Raw genomic sequence first — 16,299 nt, forward strand, 5'->3', positions numbered from 1 at the left:
TATGTCATCTGTATAAGATTTGCCGATATCACGCATGGACTCTTTGCCTGAATCTTCAAAATCTTTGGGCGATCTTGTCAAAAACGATCGCGAACCCTTAGATGTTGGTCAAGTAGCTGATCAACCCAATTTAGAGTCAAATTCAAAATCCAAGCAACTTTTATTAACAGGTAAAAGTAGAGATCCACGCGATTACATTACTTGGTCGAATCTAGGTATAGTATGCAGTATTCCCCTCTTGGCTTGGCTGATTGCTGTAGGGGCAATTTATCTCGTTAATCCCTTAGCAATTAGCTGGTTAGGCTCTTCCGAAGCGCCCGCTTTTTACCCTAATTCTTTATGGAATATTCCTAAAAGTCTTCAGCAAATTCAAGACGAACTGGCGCGTAACCAGCTTAAGCTTGGCGAAAATTACAATCTTAAAACGGGCGAAATTATCTACACTGTTCTGGAAAAAGAAACCCAGAATATCCGTGAAATCCGTCTTTATCAGTTGGTTTGGGATCGAGGGGTCGAGAAATTTTTGCTGGTTAGTACCACCACGATCGCAGGAATTGATGAGTATTTTGTGCGATCGCCTCTGTTTAAATATGCGACTTATTCCATTCCTGAACGAATACAGCCCAGCCGCAATCGACTACCGTTAAAAAAATTATCCTTAATTGATAATCCACCGAAACAAATCGGCGATCAAAAAGATGGAATTTGGTTCAGTACATCGGGAAATGTCGATGGCATCGCCTATGGGCAGATTTATTACTTTGTCACCAATAAGCGATCACAGCTATTTGAACTAGATGCTTGGACAAGTGCCGCAGGTGAACTTCCCAAATGGCGCAATGTAGTGACGAGCAATCCTAATTCTACACAACTAGTTATCAATCAAACTCAGGAATTTGAGCCAATGTTCTTGGTCTATCAACCTGAAGAATCGATTACTAATTCCATTAATAAAATTCAGTTACGCCAAATCAATCTCAACGAGGCTAAAAATCAATCTAAGGCATACCAAGATGCACTAGTGATGGCAAGTGTTGGTTTATGGTCACCTGCATTAGGTAAATTTCAATTGATGGTTGATGAGTTGCGATCGCAGGGCAAAACCCTACCATCATATTTGCAAGAACAGTATGATTTGATTGCCTTTCACGCTAAGATTACCTCTGAAAGAGCAGATAATCCCAATGCAAATATTGGCGAAAAAGCTCTGATTAATATTATTGATGGTCGATGGAGTGAAGCACTAGCGATCGCCAATGACACTACCTATAAAGGCGATCGCATTGCCGAAATGTTAGATAAGTATCATCCTCACATTTGGCAGAGAGTGACGACCATGTTGACCTTTACAGGAGCAACAGAAATTAAGCTCTGGGGAGGACTAGTAGTTTTACAGCGCAATGGATTACGACGTGCTGAGCATTGGCTGAGAGAACAAAAAGTTGAGGCAAAAGATTTCAATCAATTGTTACAGCGACTCGATCTCGCTCCCATTGCCATCAAACCACAGCAATTACTAGGCAGTGTGACCTATTTAGGCAAAGGGAATGTAGGTTCAGAATGGTTCATCCCACCACCTAAGTTAGAGTCAGGTCAAGCTTGGTACGAAGTGCGGATTGATCTGATTAAAGATGGTGATAAATGGCGCAATGATCCCTTCCCTGAACTAAGCGATCGCTCATCGATTCTGCTATGGCGAATTTTGGGACTATCAATTAATAACAATCTCGGTCTAGTGATCTATGATGCCTATGGCAAGACCCAAGCCGCAACTCTAACTGCCCAATCCCTATGGGTTGGCGATGATGGTCAGTTAAAAATCTTAGCTTCGGGGGAAGCAACTATTGCCCCTTTATTAAATAAAAGTATTATTCCTGCGCTTGTAACTAGTGGCGGTAATTTCGATCCACCCAAGGGAATTCCTGTTGATTGGCTCACCCTCTCACCTAAAGTAATTGAACGTTTAATTCGCACCATGTATAGCGAGTTGCAACGCAATGGACAGGTCTCCATGAGTATTGAAGATTTTAGTGTCCTTGTGCAGCAGCAATGGTCTCTTTTATCAGTTAATTTAGACGGGTTAGGTAAGTCTGAATATTTACTATTACTAGATCGAGCGCAAGTTGATTTAGGTGATCGCCATTATCCTTTAGCGATCGCTTTTTCGAGTGATGGCTCCCTGCTATTTAGTGATATGAATGGAGGTCGCATCTGGCTAGATGTATTACCAAGCAGCATCGAAGGACAAATCCTCACCTTTCGCAATCGCCGCTACGAAGTATGGAACTTCCGTTAAAATGAACAATGCCTAGCTTTGCGAGACATTGTTTATAGAATTGTTAATGGATCGACATCGATCACAACTCTAACAGCTTTAGAATTGACTAACATTCGTAACTCTTCTAGGCTCGGTACATTGGGTAAAACATCGGGCATGAATTTTAATAGAATTTGCCAGCGATAACGATTGGCGACTTTAGCGATCGTGGCGGGAGTAGCTCCTAATATTTCCCAATCATTTTCTAATTGCCGTAAATATTCTGCCAATTCATTCGCAGAATTCTCTACTGTCTGAGCATTCTCGCTACTGAGATGAATCAAGACCATTTGCCCTTTTGGTGGATAGCGCAATGCTTCCCGCATCTCTAGTTCGGTTTGCATAAATTCTTCTAGGCGATAGCTCTGAACTGCTTGGATGGCAGGATGTTCTGGAGTGTAGGTTTGCATAATGACCTTGCCATCTTCTTCGCCACGACCTGCTCGACCTGCTACTTGTAAGAGGGTTTGTGCGGCTCGCTCTCCTGCGCGATAATCAGAAAAGTTTAATAATCCATCGGCGGAAACTACACCTACTAAAGTTACTTGGGGAATATCTAAACCCTTGGTTAGCATTTGGGTTCCCACTAATAAATCTGCTGTTCCTGCGCGGAACTGATCGATGAGCAGACGATGCTGATCCTTGTTACGGGTGGTGTCGCTATCAAAACGAATCAGGCGAATATTGGGGAATAATTTGCTAAGTTCCTGTTCTACTTTTTGAGTACCGCTACCAAAATATTTGAAATAGGGTGAATTGCATTGAGGACAGGATTTTGGCTGTATTTGGGTGTAGTTGCAATAGTGGCATCGCAAATGGGCGGATTTGGGTTGATGGGCTGTGGGCGAGATGGGATCGTGATAGGAGAGGGAAACATCGCAATGGGGACATTCCGCAACGTAGCCACAGGAGCGACAGGAAACGAAGGTGCTATAGCCGCGTCGATGGATGAATAGAATTCCTTGCTGTTTGGCTTCAAGCATTTCGGCGATCGCACCCTGTAACTTGCGACTCAAGATCGAGTAATTGCCTGCCTTAAATTCATCGCGCATATCCACAATTTCAATCGGTGGCATCGCTCGATTGCCAATGCGATTAGGCAGTTCCAAATAAATTAATTCCTGCTGTTTCTGGGCAAAGACCAATTCGGCGGAAGGGGTTGCGGAACCCATGACAAGGGGAACTTGCTCTAACTGCGATCGCCATTGTGCTACCGTCCGCGCATGGTAACAGGGTTGAGGTTGATCCTGCTTGAAGCTATTGTCATGCTCCTCATCCATCACAATTAAGCCGAGATTTGATAGTGGCGCAAATACTGACGATCTCGTACCAATTACTACTTGGGATTCCCCTGTTAGCATCAAACGCCATGTGTCAAAGCGTTCACCATCGGATAGCTGGCTATGATACACATTCACCTTGGCATCACCAAATCTTGCCCGAAACCGATCTGTTAATTGCGGAGTCAACCCAATTTCAGGAACTAATACCAATGCAGATTTCCCAGTTTCGAGGACAGTAGCGATCGCTTGCAGATACACTTCAGTTTTACCTGAGCCTGTAACCCCATGCAGGAGAAAATGTGACGGATTATTATTAGCGATCGCTTTTAAGATTTGCTGTAGGGCTAAATCTTGATCAGGGGTGAGAGCTTTGGGGCGATCGCGAATAACCGTATGACTTTTGCCACCTAATCGCAAAGATTCTCTTTTAGAAATTACGATATATCCCTTATTCTCTAAGTTCTGAATTACGGAAGCAGAGGTTTTTGCTAGTTTACATAATTGAGATTTGGAGCATTCTCCCCCTTGATGTTGCAAAATTGTTAAAACTTCTGTCTGTCTAGCCGTAATTTCGCTATCGGGGACCTTGATTAAAACGACTATATCTTCATATTTTGGTTGTGGACGATTTGGTAATTCTAAAACCGTTTCAACCAGATCTAATTTTTGTAATTCCCTTAGCCCTGCACCAGTATATCTACCCAGCTTTTGCTGAATATAGCGACGAATTAGCCCTTTAGAATTTCCTTTATGCTCTTGTAAAAAATCCCATACCATTTGGGCTGACTTGGCAACAATTAGATTCGCCGCAGGCGAATCTAATTGTTTGATTTTGATGCGGTAATGGGACTGATCGAGTAATTTCGGAGGTAACGCCGTTTTTACCGTTTGCATCACAGGAGTTCGATAATACTCAGCCGTGCGCGTTAACAGTTCCCAATAGGTCTTAGGAAAAATCCCCGAACTGACTACGGCGCTAATTTCCTTAATTTCTGTTTCGGGATCATCAATTGCGGAAGTATCAGAAATTTGCAAAGCGATCGCCCCCACTTGGCGATTGCCCAAAGGAACACTGAGAATATCACCAACTTGAAGCTCGACATCTTCAGGAATTCGATAGGTCAGTAAATCATCAATACCAATGCAATCAACGATCACCGTGACATAGCGATTACCTGAAATGTTGCTTAAATCAAACAGAGTCATGGATAGGTGTTGTCCTGAAGATAGTAGATCCTAAAACAAAAAATGGCTACGCCATTTTTTGTTTTAGGATCAAAGCGGCGATGGAGATCTCTATAGACAGATAAACAGTGGTTGCTAGCCCTGCTATATAATCACTTTGTTAAGTATTGTCTACGAAATGATTAGGACAATACACCCTAATAACGAAATTTTATGGCTAAGTATATCTTTGTGACTGGCGGAGTCGTCTCTAGTATTGGGAAGGGCATCGTTGCCGCAAGTTTGGGACGGTTGCTGAAATCAAGGGATTATTCCATAGCAATCCTCAAGCTTGATCCTTATATCAACGTTGACCCTGGTACGATGAGTCCTTTTCAGCATGGGGAGGTGTTTGTCACCGAAGATGGTGCGGAGACAGACCTTGACTTGGGGCATTACGAGCGCTTTACTGATACATCGATGTCCAAGTTGAGTAATGTTACCACAGGCGCAATCTACCAAGGCGTAATCAATAAAGAACGCCGTGGTGATTACCAAGGCGGCACGGTGCAGGTGATTCCACACATTACCAACGAAATTAAAGAGCGCATTCATCGCGTAGCCAATAATGGCAATCCTGATCTCGTCATTGTCGAAATTGGTGGCACGGTTGGTGACATCGAGTCTCTGCCATTTATCGAAGCCATTCGTCAATTTCGTAAGGATGTAGGTCGCCAAAATGTAGTCTATATGCATGTGACCCTGATGCCTTGGATTGCCTCCGCAGGAGAGATGAAAACCAAACCCACCCAACACTCGGTTAAAGAGTTGCAATCCGTCGGTATTCAGCCTGATATTTTAGTTTGCCGTAGCGATCGCCCCTTACCACAAAATATCAAAGACAAGATTTCTGAATTTTGCAACGTTTTGCCTGAGTGTGTGATGACAGGGCAAGATGTCAAAAGCATCTATGAAGTGCCGCTAGCAATGGAGCGTGAAGGCTTGGCAGAGCAAGTATTGCGCCTGTTAGGAATGCAGCAACGCCAACCCGACCTTCGCAGTTGGCAAACCCTTGTTGAGCGTCTATATCGCTCAGAGCATCAGCTAGAAGTAGCGATCGTTGGTAAATATGTCCGCTTGACCGATGCCTATCTCTCGGTGATCGAAGCCCTTAAGCATGGTGCGATCGCTTTGAATAGCAACGTGAATTTGCGCTGGGTGAACTCCGAAGACATCGAAACCTATGGCGCGGAGAAATTCCTCAAAGATGTCCATGCGATCGTTGTCCCTGGGGGCTTTGGACATCGTGGTGTCGATGGTAAAGTGGCGGCTGTGCAATATGCTCGCGATCACCAGATTCCATTTTTAGGACTCTGTTTAGGAATGCAATGTGCGGTGATTGACTGGGCGAGAAATATCGGTAATCTCAGTGATGCCAATAGCTCTGAGTTTGCCCCAGAATCCAAAAATCCCGTCATTCACCTATTGCCAGAGCAGCAAGATGTGGTTAACCTCGGTGGCACAATGCGTTTAGGTCTATATGCCTGTCGCCTTGCCCCTAATAGCCTTGTGCATAGCCTATATAACGAGTCAGTTATTTATGAGCGCCATCGCCATCGTTACGAGTTTAACAATGCCTACCGATCTCTTTTCCTTGAGTCAGGCTATGTGATTAGCGGTACTTCTCCCGATGGACGTTTAGTTGAAGCGATCGAGCTACCTAGTCATCCCTACTTTATTGCCACCCAGTTCCATCCAGAATTCCAATCTCGTCCAAGTAGCCCCCATCCTTTATTCCAAGGTTTGGTCAAAGCTGCTCTAGATCTCCAAAAACAGCGCATTGCCAGTAATACTGAATCCGTTCATCTTCCAGTTTTAGAACAGAATAATGAACAAAAGCAAGAGTTTGCCTCTGTGATGTTTAGCTAATTTGTATGGCTTCGACTTCGCTCAGCTAACGTTGGCTGAGCGAAGTCGAAGCCGTAGGTACTTTAATTAATCGCAAGTCCCTTCCTTAGTGCTGTCTCTTGTCTTTTGAGATGCGATTATAGCTATGTATAAGGTTTAGGCAATTTCGTCATAACGCCTAATAATTTTTAAGAATCTCAACGTTTTGCAGCGATCGCCCTGTAATTGAGCTTTACTCAAGATATAGCAAATTTTTATAGATGACCAGTAACGTTAGCGCTACTTGTAATCAGATGACAAATACCTAAGGTTCGACAACTATGTTCCAACAAATTTTATTGGCTGTTGATGGTTCAGGGCGATCGCGCGAAATGCTGAATATGCTGCTAACCCTGCCTAGTATTCAAAATTCGCAAATTAATGTACTGCACGTTATTCCTAACTCTACCAACTCCGAAGGAATTACCGAATACCGTCTTGCAGGTGAAAAGATTATCGAAAGAGAAATTAAAAGCTTGCGCTTGTCTTCAGGCAATAGCACCGTATCACTGCTCAAAGAGGGCGAAGCCAAGGATGTTGTCTGTAAAGTTGCTGAAGAACTCAAAGCCAATCTGCTGATCATGGGATCGCGTGGTATGGGACGCTTACAAGCAATTTTGGCAAATTCCGTCAGTCAATATGTTTTCCAATTGTCTGATGTCCCCATGTTGCTCATTAAGGATGATGTATATATCAAAACCATCCGTAGCATCATGGTTTCCGTTGATGGGTCAGTAGCTTCCAATCACAGTCTCGATCTTGCCATTAAACTAGCTAGTGGCGCTAAGGATGTGGAAATTTTCTTAGCAAGGGTTGTCAAACGTAAGGATGAAAATACTGCAAGCACTGATCCAGTACTAGTTGAAGCTAGTGCCAAACTCAAGCGTTTAAATATTCCATCACGCTCCTTTGTTGGTTCTGGTGATGTGGGCAAAGAACTAGTTAGACTTGCCGATGAGTCTAATGCCAGCATCCTATTGGTTGGCTCACCCGATCGCCGTCCTTCGATCGCTCGCAGTTTACCTGACCTTGATCGCCTACTCGGTAGCTCAGTATCAGATTATGTGCGTGTCAATGCCACTGTTCCTGTATTGCTAACCCGCACGATTGAATAATTCCTAGTTCCCAAAGTGTCGCGGCATTTTGGGAGTTAAAATCTTAAAAATAAAGGCAGCACAAAGTGCTGCCTTTATTTTTAAAGCTATAATTTGCTAACTTACGAACACAAATTATGCAACGAATTTTAGTTATTGACGACGACGACGAGCTAAGGAGCGATGTCATCGATATTTTAAAATTCAAAGGATTTATCACTCAAGGTGCGATTAACGGAAAGATTGGGTTACAGGCTGTCAAAGACTTTCATCCTGATTTGATTCTCTGTGATGTAGATATGCCTGATTTAAATGGCTACGAAGTCTTGGAAGCATTAAATCAAGATCCAGACTTTCAGGATATAACTTTTATTTTCTTAACTGGAGCATCCAGTATGGAAAATTTGCGTAAGGGAATGAATCTTGGTGCAGATGACTATCTCACCAAGCCTCTACAAATAGATGATTTACTCAAAGCGATCGCCACGAGGCTCAAAAAAAATGAAACTCAGATTCATCGCAAAGTCAAGAAACTGACTCCCGAAGGAAAAACCTCTGAAAGAATCAGACTTACCCCTCGTCAGAACCGCATTGTGAAATTAGTTAATCAAGGAATGTCATTGACTGAAATTGCAAACAGCCTTGAGGTTAGCCTTGATGCTGCGGAGATCTTGGAAGATATTGTAATTAGACTCAATCATCGCCTCGAATTAAATACTCAATTAGACCAGCCACAAATTCAAGAACCAAATCAGGAAAATCATCATGTCATTCATGAGGAAAAGTTAACGCCTCGCCAGCTTGAAATTTTGCGCTTAGTAGCTAATGGTATGACCACCAAAGAAATTGCAGAAACTCTATTTATTAGCGTAAAAACCGTAGAAACCCATCGCGGACAACTCATGGAGCGGTTGCATATTCACGACCTCGCAGGGTTAATTCGTTATGCATTACGCATAGGACTAATTAATCTAGAGGATTGAGTGTAGGACTAAGGCTCTTGCGGATAAAAAATGTCCCACCAAAGTTATCTAGCTTCGACTTCGCTCAGCTAACGTTGGCTGAGCGGAGTCGAAGCCACAGGTACTTTAATTAATAGCAAGTCCCTAAGTAGTAGATATCAGGGATATCCCTGATATCTACTTAGTCCTACTTTTGGTAATCTATTAAGTACGGATATATAAAGCCTAAATAGCTTTTAGAAGCGTAAAGCTTCAGAGTTCCGTGTAATTCAAGAAACTGTTTGAAAAGTTGTATTTTGCGCCAACGAACATTGTAGATTTTAAGGAGAGGTGCTTAGTACAGGACAAAAAGTTGCAAAAGTAGGCAGGGAGGGGTTTTATAAAAGATAACCACATCGTAAATAAAACCCCTATGAAAGAGATTAACCTATTCCGAGAAAAGTTGCAGCAACATCTGCAATGGAATAGAGCAAGACTAGCCTTTGTGTCCATGTTCTTGATCGCGCTAATGCGAGTAAAGACAGTAAACCTAGCTGAAATTGCCACAGGATTTAGTGGTTATGCCAAAGTCGAATCACACTATAAGAGGTTACAGAGATTTTTTCGAGACTTTGAAGTGGACTATGAAAAGATCGCACTCATGGTCGTCAAAGTCATGCAAATCCCCGAACCTTGGGTAATTTCTATCGACCGCACCGATTGGGAATTCGGTAAAACCGTGTTTAATGTGCTGACATTGGGAATAGTGCATTACGGTATTGCATTCCCGTTGGTATGGATGATGCTGGACAAAAAAGGTAACTCAAACACCCGTGAGCGCTGTGAATTGTGTAATCGATTTCTGGAAATATTTGGAGACCGCAAAATCGACTTTTTGAGTGCAGACCGAGAGTTTGTCGGTGAGGATTGGTTAGATTACTTGTTGTGTGAACCATGTAACCGTTTTCGTATCCGCCGTAAAAATACTTTGCTCAATGACGGGCAGAAAAAACTGCGTGCCGACATTTGTTTTCAAGACCTCCAAGTTGGTCAGTCCAAAGTATTGTCCAAGCCCAGAAAGGTTTGGAACCATTGGCTTCGTATAGCCGCTATGCGTCTTGATGATGGCGATTTATTAATTGTCGCGACGACTCATGACCCTGATACGGCTATTGCTGACTATGCTAAGCGTTGGGCTATTGAGACTTTATTCGGGTGCTTTAAAACCCGTGGCTTTTGTTTGGAGTCCACTCATCTTCAAGATCCTGAACGTCTTTCCAAACTAATTGCTTTGCTTACTCTGGCTTTATGTTGGGCTTTTTCTTCTGGGCTTTGGTTGGCTCAACTAAATCCCCTCAAGCCTAAAAAACACGGTCGTCTTCCTAAAAGCATTTTTCGCCTTGGTTTTGATTTCCTTCGTCACATCATCTTTGACTTACATCTCAATTCTCAAGCCTTCTTTAACTCCATTAAATTTTTGTCCTGTACTTAGGGAGAGGTGATAACTATGAATATACGATTGCCTCCAGAAAAGCAGTTAGAACACGAAATGTTCTGTCAAGGGATCAAAAATATTGACTTGGAAATAATGCAAGTTCTCCTTGTAAAACTACATATGATGTATTTGCAGGAACAGGCTTTATTAAATGAAATAGTAAATAACAATCTACTCAAAAGCCCTTAGAGGTGATTTACTGGGGGCATCCCCATTACCTCTCTTGCAGTAAGGGGCTTAGGGATTAGGTAATTATGTTGCAATCTCTAGCGTGGGAGGATGTCCTCCCGCCCTTTTTTTTGAATAGGTAAGGATGAGCGGCGTAAAGCGCTGCCCATTCTTACCTACATAAATCCTTTCCTTTTTAGGACTACCAGTTTATGAACATCTTTTTGAAAAAATATTTATCCTTGGGATGTTTTGGTATAGCGATCACCCTATTACCAGAGATTGCTCCAGATATCGCTCAAGCAGATAATGTCTATGCAAATTTGCCAACGCTAAACTCGATTGTGTTTGTATCTAGTCGCGGTACATCTGGTACGGCGATTCCTTTGACAGCAAATGCAGCTTTAGCTCTTACCAGTGTGGGTAATGTCAATGTGAAGTCAAATACCTATTTGGGATTTAAGGTTGAGGTGGAGTCTACAAATAATGGATTGCTAAAGCATTCCTCGGGGGCAGGAATGGCGTATAACTTGAATTACAACAATGCTGATAAGGGGCAAATTACTAGTAAGACGGTGGTTGAGGATAATAGTGCGTTGATTACGGGCTGTGCTGGTGATACGGGGTGCGATCGCGATGTCAAAATTTCGATTACGCAGTCTGAGATCCAGAGTAAACCTGCGGGGCTATACTCAGATACACTGACGTTTACATTGACTAATAAATAAAAGGAGAGGGGTGATGCTTTGCACCACCCCTCTCCTTTTTTGTAATATCAGGGTTTTCCCTGATATACAGGACTAGGTGGTAGCGCTATATTAAATACATCAAAAGGAACAGAGAAACACCAAAAGACCAAACGGGGGATGGGGGGAAAGATCAAGAGTAGAGACTAACAAACCCTACAACACAAGGGATCTACCAAACTTCTAAAGTGGTTCTCACAAGGATAGATAAAGCTATCCGTTCCTAATCAAAAAATTTGTTCTGAGTGATTCAGAAAGAGAGGGTTAAGATTATGCTATTCACCACACTTCGTCAATTGGCTTCTATCTCTGGACGTACAATCGTTGCGATCGGTTTGACTTCTGCTGCTGTGTTGGCTTTGGCTCCTTCTGCGAAGGCTGACACAACAACTGGTACATTATCTAGTCAAGGTGTAAGTGTAACCAACCCACCGTATAGAGCAATCAATAGTTATACAGCAAACGATTCACTAGTTCCCAACGCTTTAGGCGTTACTGGTACTATTGGTACGTTGAACGTTTCTGCTAATACTACTTTCAAAATTCAAATTCTGTCTACTGCAGGTGCTGTTTTAACTGGTCCTGGTTCATCGAATACAGTAGCGTACCAATTGAAAGTTTCTGGAGTAACGACTGGAACGCCTAATGCCGTCTTGAAAGATATCACTACATCTGCACAAGATTTTTACTTAGGTACAACGGCAGACGAAGCTTTAAGTAATGAAGACCTTACCGTAGGGATTTCTTCAACTGCTGACTTCACACACAAGCGTGCTGGTGCATACACTGATACACTTACCTTTTCTATTATTGCTCAATAGTTAATTTTTTATCCTTAGAGATAACATAAACACCAAATAGTATAGGGGACACAATGCATCCACTATACTATTTAGTGTTTGAATTGGGTTTATTTTATGTTAAAGCTGTTTTCAATCACCTCCATATTCTCTTCAATTATCTATTGCCTATCCCCTTTCCCCATCTTCTCCCAAGTTAACTCCATTACTTTTACTTCCAATACCATCTCACCACCCGTTGACCTCACTCCTAATACCGCATTGCCCAATACCTTAATTGGTAAAGTAAATATCAAATCCAACAATGCTAATGGTTTTATTGTTAATGCAAAATCAACCAATGGAGGAGCATTAAAGCGTAGTTCGGGTGAGTTAATTGATTACACAGTGAACTATAATGGAATAGAACAGGGACAATTAGCGACAACAGATAAAAACTTGGAAAATGTAAGTAACTTGATAACAGACTGTGCTAGTACAAACGGTTGCGATAGAAATATTCAAATAGCGATTAGTCAATCCGCCATTTCCGCCAAACCCGCAGGCAGTTACTCCGATCAACTTACATTTACACTTGTTGCGAAATAGAAAAAGACAAAAACATAGAGGGGTCATCATCATGAATATGCGATCGCTAACCGCCATCTTGCCATTGGTCATCGGTGCAAATCTGATTTCAGCGCTGCCATCTTTTTCTCAAGTTGAGGCAACCTTCCAGTTTTCGCCAATGCTTTCAAACTTTGCCCCCTCTGGACAAAAAGCTAATCAATCTTTTGTCGTCAAAAATACAGGCAAGAAATCCACTGCCATCCAAATCAGGATGGTGAAACGGGAAATGGATCTTGATGGCAAAGAGATTAATACTAACGCCGATGATGACTTTATTCTCTATCCACCGCAAATGCTGGTCAAGGCTGGCGAAAGTCAAACCGTGCGCGTCACTTGGGTGGGCGATGCTAGTCCAGCCAAAGAGCTTTCCTATCGCATCATCGCCGAGCAACTGCCCATCGATTTAACCACAATTACCCAAACCCAAGGGAATACAACGGTTTCGATCAAAGTTTTATTTCAATACATGGGATCGGTCTATATTGTGCCGCCAAATGTTGCACCCAATGTCTCTCTAGAGAACGCAGTTTGTCAGGTGGAAACTAGCAAAGATGGTAAGAAAGAGAATAAGTTGCAGCTAACCTTTGCTAACCAAGGCACAGCCCACGCCCTGCTTAGCAACCTCCGTCTCAGTCTAGCTCCTATCGGCAAAGAAACTAATCCCATCAAGTTAGAAGCCAAACAACTCACAGGTGTAAACGGCGAAAATATGCTCGCTGGTAGCAAGCGCCGATTCTCGTTACCCTGTCCCGCAGGTTTATCGAATGAGAAGCTATCAGGCACATTCGAGTATGATCGTGGTAATTAATGTCACCAGTCACCAGTAGGGGCACAGCATTTGCGCCACAATTTTAAAACTCATCACAGGAACCCTGATCTGCAAATGCTACGCCCTCTCCGCTTTGATCGACAATTTGTCCCTGTGTTGCGAAGTTTTGGACAAGGCATTCTCTGAAGTAGATTATCTACAAATTTTGTAGATTGTGGTGGCAATGCTCTGTTCCTACAGTTCTATCATTTATTGTTTTGTATTGTTGTCATTACATTCCCTAACTTCTATACTGCATAGGGCTTTTACGATCGCGCAGTATAGATCACCTAACATCATCATGCGTCGAGTGATCAAACATAGTTATCTATACCTTGCTATCTGTCTTCCTATTTTGCTCATAGCAGACTATACGATCGCTCAAAATTCTCCTGCCAACAATAGCGATGACGAAACCTTTCAGCGTGTGTTTGGTCGTCCTCGTGCCAACACTGGTAAACAGACGCTAATAGTTCCCCTCGTCATCGACGATCGCGAACAAGCCACGATTCGTATTAGCTTTGTCCCTAGTCAACCACAACAAACAAGACTCCAATCAAAAGTCACTCTGCAAGCGCTCAAACCGATCTTGCGACCTGAAGTTCTCAATGCAATTGAAACTGCAATCGGCAATGCTGAAGACTTTGCAGTAGATGTCTTACAAAAAAATGGCATTGAGGCAGTTTTTGATGAACGCCGCCTTGCTGTGTTCTTAAAAATTAGTCCTGCGGTGCGTGCTGTTAACGTTTTAGGCGATCGCGCTAATCTCCCACCCGAAGCTAAAGAAGCAATCCCAGTTAGTAGCTTGAGTGGCTATGTGAATATCTTTGCCAGCGATCGCTTTGCATGGGCAAGTAACCAAATACAGGGAATTCAGCGACAACCATTGTTTTTCGGGTTTGATGGTGCGATTAATTTCCAGAATTGGGTTTTGGAAGGAAATTGGTCATTTGCCGAAAAGGGACAACCTGAATTAACGCGAGGCGATATCAGGATTGTGCGTGATGATCCAGATAATGCCGTACGCTATCTCGCAGGGGACTACAGCTTCCCGACTACAGGTTTTCAAAATGCGATCGCGGTGGGTGGTATTGCAGCGGCACGGAACTTCTCTTTACAGCCCTATACGATTATTCGACCTATCAACAATTTTGAGTTTTTTCTAGAACGTCCCTCCAAAGTAGAAATCTATGCCAATGGTCGGCTTGCTCAAACGCTAAATCTTCCCGCAGGACAGCAGGACTTACGCCAATTACCCCTCACTACTGGCATTAATGACATTCAACTCTTAGTCACCGATGATCTTGGACAAGAGCAAAGAATTAACTTCTCATCCGCAGTTGCCTCAAATCTGCTGGCTCCCAATGTGCAGCAGTTTGCCTATAGTTTTGGATTTCCCTCAAAGACACTCAATGGTGGACGTAACTATGACTGGTCAAAACCTATTCTATCTTTGGCGCATCGTTGGGGCGTGAGTAATGTATTGACCTTGGGTGGCTATACTCAAGCTACCAGTCGTCAGCAACTATTGGGTATTGAAGGAATCTTTGCCACTGTTTTCGGGAACTTCGCATGGGATGCCGCCATTAGTAATGATCAAAATGTTGGTCAAGATTTAGCATGGCGACTGCGTTATGACTTCTTTAATGCCAAGGATACCGATCGCTCCTTTGGTTTTAGCGCCGAGCAACGCGGGGCAAGATTTATTACCTTTGGCAATGAAGAAATACCTCGCAATAATACGGCTCTGGATTTATCAGCTTTCTATCGCCAAAAAATATTTGATGATATTGGCGCAGGCTTGAATATCCAATACCGTTTTGGGCGCGATGTTCCTGATGCTTATCGGGTAGGACTAGATTTATCCAAATCCTTTAGTAATGGGCTTTCCCTCAATCTATCGCTATCCCAAAGCCGTGATACTAATGGAGTAAATGAACAACGTGCTCTATTGAGTATGCAGCTAAATCTAGGAGCGCAATCCGTCCAAGCTAGTACCGAGGTTCGCAATACCGATAGTCCCACGCAACAAGTATCATGGAGTTTCCGCACGCCAGAGGTGAGTGAGTCCCTCAGTGGCTCCCTTGGGCTGAGTCGTAGTCGCGGTAGCGATCGCTTCACGAGCAACTTCACCTACACAGGCTATCGCGCCATTTGGAACCTTGCACCTGATATTGCTTTTGCGCCCAATAGCACCCAAGCCAATGCTCTAGTGAGTGTCAGAACTGCGATCGCCTTTGCCGATGGCAATATTGCTTTATCACGTCCGATTAGTGACAGCTTTGCGCTGGTTGTACCAGAAAAAGCTTTAGCCTCGCAAATAGTCGGTGTCAATCCCGATGGACAAGGAACATATCTCAGTCGTGCTGATGATTTCGGTGCAGCCGTGATTCCCAATCTATCCTCCTATAATGTTTCTCGCCTCTTACTAGAAGTTCCCGATGCTCCCGCAGGTGTGGAAACTGGCAATCCTATTTATTACACCTTGCCAACCTATAAAAGTGGCACTGTGATTCGCGTTGGTACGGATGCGACTGTCTATATAAGAGGAATTTTGACTGATGCGAAAGGAACGGCGATCGCTCTTCAAGCAGGAGAGGTTCGTTCTCTATCCGATCCACAATGGCAACCGATCACTCTATTCACCAATCGGGCTGGCAAGTTTGCGCTGACAGGTTTCAAGGTCGGACGATATGAATTAAAAATTGGTTCGCAAACTCTCCAATTTGAAGTTCCTGAAGGGAAGGTTGGCTTGTACGATCTTGGAAAATTAAAGCTTCCTGCTTTTGAAAAGAAGTAATGTATAGAGCGCCTTACTTCCTATTTCTCTTGTAACTGGTGTTACGTGGAACTCAGGGTATGAATTTCTTGCTACTAGCACAGCAGGGCAACCACGGGGGGATTGTCCCTACCTGAATAATTTAAAT

General features: G+C 43.2%; 12 protein-coding genes. 11 read left to right on the forward strand and 1 reads right to left on the reverse strand.

The window, feature by feature from the left end:
- The first annotated feature begins 34 nt into the window (after positions 1–34).
- Positions 35–2,296, forward strand: a complete 2,262-nt coding sequence (locus tag HC246_RS21265; RefSeq protein ID WP_169365437.1) for a hypothetical protein — start codon at positions 35–37, stop codon at positions 2,294–2,296.
- Between the two features lie 32 nt (positions 2,297–2,328).
- Here the strand turns inward: HC246_RS21265 and priA are convergent, their stop codons facing one another.
- Positions 2,329–4,806, reverse strand: a complete 2,478-nt coding sequence (gene priA, locus HC246_RS21270; protein WP_169365438.1) for a primosomal protein N' — start codon at positions 4,804–4,806, stop codon at positions 2,329–2,331.
- A gap of 192 nt (positions 4,807–4,998) precedes the next feature.
- Between priA and HC246_RS21275 the strand changes: the two genes are divergently transcribed.
- The 10 genes from HC246_RS21275 to HC246_RS21320 all read left to right on the forward strand — a co-directional run bounded on the left by HC246_RS21275 (position 4,999) and on the right by HC246_RS21320 (position 16,172).
- Entirely contained in the window at positions 4,999–6,693 is a 1,695-nt protein-coding gene (locus HC246_RS21275) for a CTP synthase (RefSeq protein ID WP_169365439.1), read from the forward strand.
- Positions 6,694–6,992: 299 nt separating this feature from the next.
- Positions 6,993–7,826 carry a universal stress protein gene (locus HC246_RS21280; protein WP_169365440.1) on the forward strand — a complete coding sequence of 278 codons (834 nt, stop codon included), beginning with the start codon at positions 6,993–6,995 and terminating at the stop codon, positions 7,824–7,826.
- Between the two features lie 116 nt (positions 7,827–7,942).
- A complete protein-coding gene (locus tag HC246_RS21285; RefSeq protein ID WP_169365441.1) occupies positions 7,943–8,788 on the forward strand; it encodes a response regulator transcription factor in 846 nt (281 codons plus the stop codon).
- Positions 8,789–9,179: 391 nt separating this feature from the next.
- Complete coding sequence (locus tag HC246_RS21290) at positions 9,180–10,238, forward strand: IS4 family transposase (protein ID WP_169361901.1); 1,059 nt, start codon at positions 9,180–9,182, stop codon at positions 10,236–10,238.
- A gap of 15 nt (positions 10,239–10,253) precedes the next feature.
- Positions 10,254–10,430 carry a hypothetical protein gene (locus tag HC246_RS21295; protein WP_169365442.1) on the forward strand — a complete coding sequence of 59 codons (177 nt, stop codon included), beginning with the start codon at positions 10,254–10,256 and terminating at the stop codon, positions 10,428–10,430.
- Positions 10,431–10,621: 191 nt separating this feature from the next.
- A complete protein-coding gene (locus tag HC246_RS21300) occupies positions 10,622–11,137 on the forward strand; it encodes a hypothetical protein (RefSeq protein WP_169365443.1) in 516 nt (171 codons plus the stop codon).
- A gap of 290 nt (positions 11,138–11,427) precedes the next feature.
- The gene (locus tag HC246_RS21305) at positions 11,428–11,976 is read left to right on the forward strand and encodes a hypothetical protein (protein ID WP_169365444.1); all 549 of its coding nucleotides are present in this window, start codon (positions 11,428–11,430) and stop codon (positions 11,974–11,976) included.
- A 96-nt stretch (positions 11,977–12,072) separates the two neighbouring features.
- Complete coding sequence (locus HC246_RS21310; RefSeq protein ID WP_169365445.1) at positions 12,073–12,543, forward strand: hypothetical protein; 471 nt, start codon at positions 12,073–12,075, stop codon at positions 12,541–12,543.
- Positions 12,544–12,574: 31 nt separating this feature from the next.
- A complete protein-coding gene (locus HC246_RS21315) occupies positions 12,575–13,372 on the forward strand; it encodes a fimbrial biogenesis chaperone (protein WP_169365446.1) in 798 nt (265 codons plus the stop codon).
- A gap of 301 nt (positions 13,373–13,673) precedes the next feature.
- Positions 13,674–16,172: a fimbria/pilus outer membrane usher protein gene (locus HC246_RS21320; protein ID WP_169365447.1), complete on the forward strand. Its 2,499-nt coding sequence runs from the start codon at positions 13,674–13,676 to the stop codon at positions 16,170–16,172.
- The last annotated feature ends 127 nt before the right edge of the window (positions 16,173–16,299 follow it).

This window comes from Pseudanabaena yagii GIHE-NHR1, from assembly GCF_012863495.1.
Lineage (GTDB): Bacteria > Cyanobacteriota > Cyanobacteriia > Pseudanabaenales > Pseudanabaenaceae > Pseudanabaena > Pseudanabaena yagii.

Bases quoted from the DNA above. Each gene is read 5' to 3' on its own strand.
- HC246_RS21265 (WP_169365437.1), top strand. From the start codon at position 35: ATGGACTCTTTGCCTGAATCTTCAAAATCTTTGGGCGATCTTGTCAAA.
- priA (WP_169365438.1), bottom strand. From the start codon at position 4,806: ATGACTCTGTTTGATTTAAGCAACATTTCAGGTAATCGCTATGTCACG.
- HC246_RS21275 (WP_169365439.1), top strand. From the start codon at position 4,999: ATGGCTAAGTATATCTTTGTGACTGGCGGAGTCGTCTCTAGTATTGGG.
- HC246_RS21280 (WP_169365440.1), top strand. From the start codon at position 6,993: ATGTTCCAACAAATTTTATTGGCTGTTGATGGTTCAGGGCGATCGCGC.
- HC246_RS21285 (WP_169365441.1), top strand. From the start codon at position 7,943: ATGCAACGAATTTTAGTTATTGACGACGACGACGAGCTAAGGAGCGAT.
- HC246_RS21290 (WP_169361901.1), top strand. From the start codon at position 9,180: ATGAAAGAGATTAACCTATTCCGAGAAAAGTTGCAGCAACATCTGCAA.
- HC246_RS21295 (WP_169365442.1), top strand. From the start codon at position 10,254: ATGAATATACGATTGCCTCCAGAAAAGCAGTTAGAACACGAAATGTTC.
- HC246_RS21300 (WP_169365443.1), top strand. From the start codon at position 10,622: ATGAACATCTTTTTGAAAAAATATTTATCCTTGGGATGTTTTGGTATA.
- HC246_RS21305 (WP_169365444.1), top strand. From the start codon at position 11,428: ATGCTATTCACCACACTTCGTCAATTGGCTTCTATCTCTGGACGTACA.
- HC246_RS21310 (WP_169365445.1), top strand. From the start codon at position 12,073: ATGTTAAAGCTGTTTTCAATCACCTCCATATTCTCTTCAATTATCTAT.
- HC246_RS21315 (WP_169365446.1), top strand. From the start codon at position 12,575: ATGAATATGCGATCGCTAACCGCCATCTTGCCATTGGTCATCGGTGCA.
- HC246_RS21320 (WP_169365447.1), top strand. From the start codon at position 13,674: ATGCGTCGAGTGATCAAACATAGTTATCTATACCTTGCTATCTGTCTT.